Here is a 3228-nt window from a genome sequence, read left to right on the forward strand (position 1 = left end):
CCCGCGCCCACGCACCGCAGGTGGAGCCAGTACCTGCGCTGGGTCGCAGGCAATATCGAGATGAACGTGGTGCGGGGTGAGGTGCGCGAAGTCTCGGTCGCCACCGAATCCGGCGAGCCGCGGTGGGCGCTGCACACCCCCGACCGCACCGTGACCGCCGACGGCCTGATGATCACCGGCCCCGGTCAACCGGAGCGCTCGCTCCTGCCCGGCAATCCGCGGGTGCTTTCGATCGCGCAGTTCTGGCACCGCGCGGCACAGTACGAGCTGATCCGCGCCGAACGCGTCGCCGTCATCGGCGGGGGAGAGACCGCGGCGTCGATGCTCAATGAGCTGTTCCGGCACCGGGTTTCGACGATCACGGTGATCTCGCCGCAGGTGACGTTGTTCACCCGAGGCGAAGGCTTCTTCGAGAACACGTTGTTCTCCGATCCCACGGGCTGGACCGGACTGACGATGGCCGAGCGACGCGACGCGCTGTTGCGCACCGACCGCGGGGTGTTCTCCGCGCGGGTACAGGACGCGTTGCTCGTCGACGACCGGATCCGCCACCTGCGCGGCCGGGTGGCGCATGCGGTGGCCTGCGACGGCCGAATCCGGTTGACGCTGAGCACGACCCAGGGCGGCGAATCGCTGGAGACCGTGCACGGATTCGATCTCGTCATCGACGGTTCGGGCGCCGACGCGATGTGGTTCGTTCCGCTGCTCGGCCAGGACGCGCTGGATCTGCTGGAGCTGGGCCTGGGCGCACCGCTGAGTTCGGAGGCGCTGCAGGAGGCGATGGGCGACGACCTCGCCGTCAGCGGGGTGCGCCCGAAACTGTTTTTGCCCGGCCTGTCGGGGCTGACGCAGGGGCCCGGGTTCCCCAACCTGTCGTGCCTGGGTCTGTTGTCCGACCGGATCCTCGGCGCCGACCTCGGCGCGGCCACCGACTCACCGTGCCGCGAGCATCAATCCGTTCGATGACGGCGACGGCCGGAGCGCTAGACCTGTTGTGCGAGGGGGACGTCCATGTCGAACACGCGCGCGTGCAGGATCGTCCGGTTACGCAGCGCCGCCCGCACCGCGCGGTGCAGTCCGTCTTCGAGGTAGACGATGCCCTTCCACCGCACCGCATGCGGGAACAGGTCGCCGTAGAACGTCGAATCCTCGGAGAGCAACCGGTCCAACGCGAGCACCGTCGTCGTGGTGACCAATTCGTCGAGCCGGATCTGGCGCGGCGGGATCTGCGCCCACTGGCGGTGCGACAACCCGTGGTCGGGGTAGGGCCTGCCCTCCCTGACTCCCTTGAAGATCATCGGGCCTGCATCCTTCGCGTCGTCCCCCCGGGCAACGGCATGACAACGCAAGGTTAGTGCACCGCATGCAGGGTGTCGCGGCGCCGCGATGGCCGCTCGCACACGATCGGCGCTGCTGGTGCCCCTAAAATGGGTGATAACGCGATTCGAGGGGTAGGTGAGCAGACATGGGTAGCGCCGACGACCGACGGTTCGACGTGCTGCGCGCGATCGTCGCCGACTTCGTGGCCACCAAGGAGCCGATCGGGTCGAAGACCCTCGTCGAGCGGCACAATCTCGGTGTCTCCAGTGCGACCGTGCGCAATGACATGGCGGTGCTGGAGGCCGAGGGCTACATCACCCAGCCCCACACCAGCTCCGGACGCGTCCCCACCGAGAAGGGCTACCGCGAGTTCGTCGACCGCATCGACGACATCAAACCGCTGTCGACGCCCGAACGCCGCGCGATCCTGACGTTCCTCGAATCCGGCGTCGACCTCGACGACGTGCTGCGCCGCGCCGTGCGCCTGCTCGCTCAGCTGACGCGCCAGGTCGCGATCGTGCAGTACCCGACGCTGTCCACCTCGACGGTCCGCCACCTCGAGGTCGTCGCACTCACCCCGGCCAAGTTGCTGCTGGTGGTCATCACCGACACCGGCCGGGTGGACCAGCGCATCGTCGAGCTCGGTGACGCGCTCGACGAGCACGACCTCACCAAGCTGCGCGACCTGCTCGGCCAGGCCCTCGAGGGCAAGCCTCTTGCGGCCGCATCGATCGCGGTTGCCGACCTGGCGTCGCAGCTCGATGGGCACGGCGGGCTCGCCGACGCGATCGGCCGGTCGGCGACCGTGCTGGTGGAGACGCTGGTCGAACACCGCGAGGAGCGGCTGCTGCTGGGCGGCACCGCCAACCTCACCCGCAACACCGCCGACTTCGGCGGCTCCCTGCGGTCGGTGCTCGAGGCGCTCGAGGAACAGGTGGTGGTGCTGCGGCTGCTCGCGGCGCAACAGGAGGCGGGCAAGGTGACCGTGCGCATCGGCCACGAGACCGAGGCCGAGGAGATGGCGGGCGCCTCCGTGGTGACGACCGCATACGGAAGTTCGGGCAAGGTGTACGGCGGCATGGGGGTGCTGGGCCCCACCCGGATGGACTATCCGGGAACTATCGCTAATGTCGCTGCGGTTGCTCTCTATATCGGGGAAGTCTTAGGCAGCCGGTAACACCGGCACAGGAAGGTCAGGCAAGTCAGCGTGGCACGCGACTATTACGGGCTGCTCGGAGTGAGCAAGGGCGCGACGGACGCGGAGATCAAACGCGCCTATCGCAGGTTGGCGCGTGAACTGCATCCCGACGTCAACCCGGACGAAGAGGCCCAGGCGCGGTTCAAGGACATCAGCGCGGCCTACGAGGTCCTCAGCGATCCGGAGAAGCGCCGCATCGTCGACCTCGGCGGCGATCCGCTGGAGTCGGCCGCATCCGCGGCCGGCAACGGGTTCGCCGGATTCGGCGGGCTGGGCGACGTGTTCGAGGCGTTCTTCGGCGGCGGCACCACCACACGCGGCCCGGTCGGCCGGGTCCGCCCGGGTTCGGATTCGCTGCTGCGCATGCGGCTCGACCTGGAGGAGTGCGCCACCGGCGTGACCAAGCAGGTCACCGTCGACACCGCGATCCTGTGCGACCTCTGCCACGGCAAGGGCACCCACGGCAACTCCACCCCGGTCACCTGCGACACCTGCGGCGGCCGCGGCGAGATCCAGACCGTGCAGCGGTCGCTGCTGGGCCAGGTCATGACCTCGCGGCCGTGCCCGGTGTGCGGCGGCGTCGGCGAGGTCATCCCCGACCCCTGCCACCGCTGCGGCGGCGACGGCCGCGTGCGCGCCCGCCGCGAGATCAGCGTGAAGATCCCGGCCGGTGTCGGCGACGGGATGCGGGTGCGGTTGGCCGCGCAGGG

At 69.4% G+C, this 3228-nt stretch carries 4 protein-coding genes; 3 read left to right on the forward strand and 1 reads right to left on the reverse strand.

The genetic code is table 11. The features are described from left to right. The coding region (locus tag A5698_RS08770; RefSeq protein ID WP_068295589.1) for a SidA/IucD/PvdA family monooxygenase at window positions 1-966 on the forward strand (966 nt) is incomplete at its 5' end. A 17-nt stretch (window positions 967-983) separates the two neighbouring features. Here A5698_RS08770 and A5698_RS08775 read toward each other — a convergent pair. Next, window positions 984-1298: a type II toxin-antitoxin system VapB family antitoxin gene (locus A5698_RS08775; protein WP_067085722.1), complete on the reverse strand. Its 315-nt coding sequence runs from the start codon at window positions 1296-1298 to the stop codon at window positions 984-986. A 167-nt stretch (window positions 1299-1465) separates the two neighbouring features. Here A5698_RS08775 and hrcA point away from each other — a divergent pair, with 167 nt between their 5' ends. Together hrcA and A5698_RS08785 are read left to right on the forward strand one after the other, a co-directional pair. After that, window positions 1466-2497, forward strand: coding sequence for a heat-inducible transcriptional repressor HrcA (hrcA, locus tag A5698_RS08780; RefSeq protein WP_067297118.1), 1032 nt, complete (start codon window positions 1466-1468; stop codon window positions 2495-2497). 30 nt (window positions 2498-2527) lie between these two features. Beyond that, a partial coding sequence (locus A5698_RS08785; RefSeq protein WP_156670666.1) for a DnaJ domain-containing protein occupies window positions 2528-3228 on the forward strand: 701 nt, incomplete at its 3' end.

Source organism: Mycobacterium sp. E136 (assembly GCF_001666865.1).
GTDB lineage: Bacteria > Actinomycetota > Actinomycetes > Mycobacteriales > Mycobacteriaceae > Mycobacterium.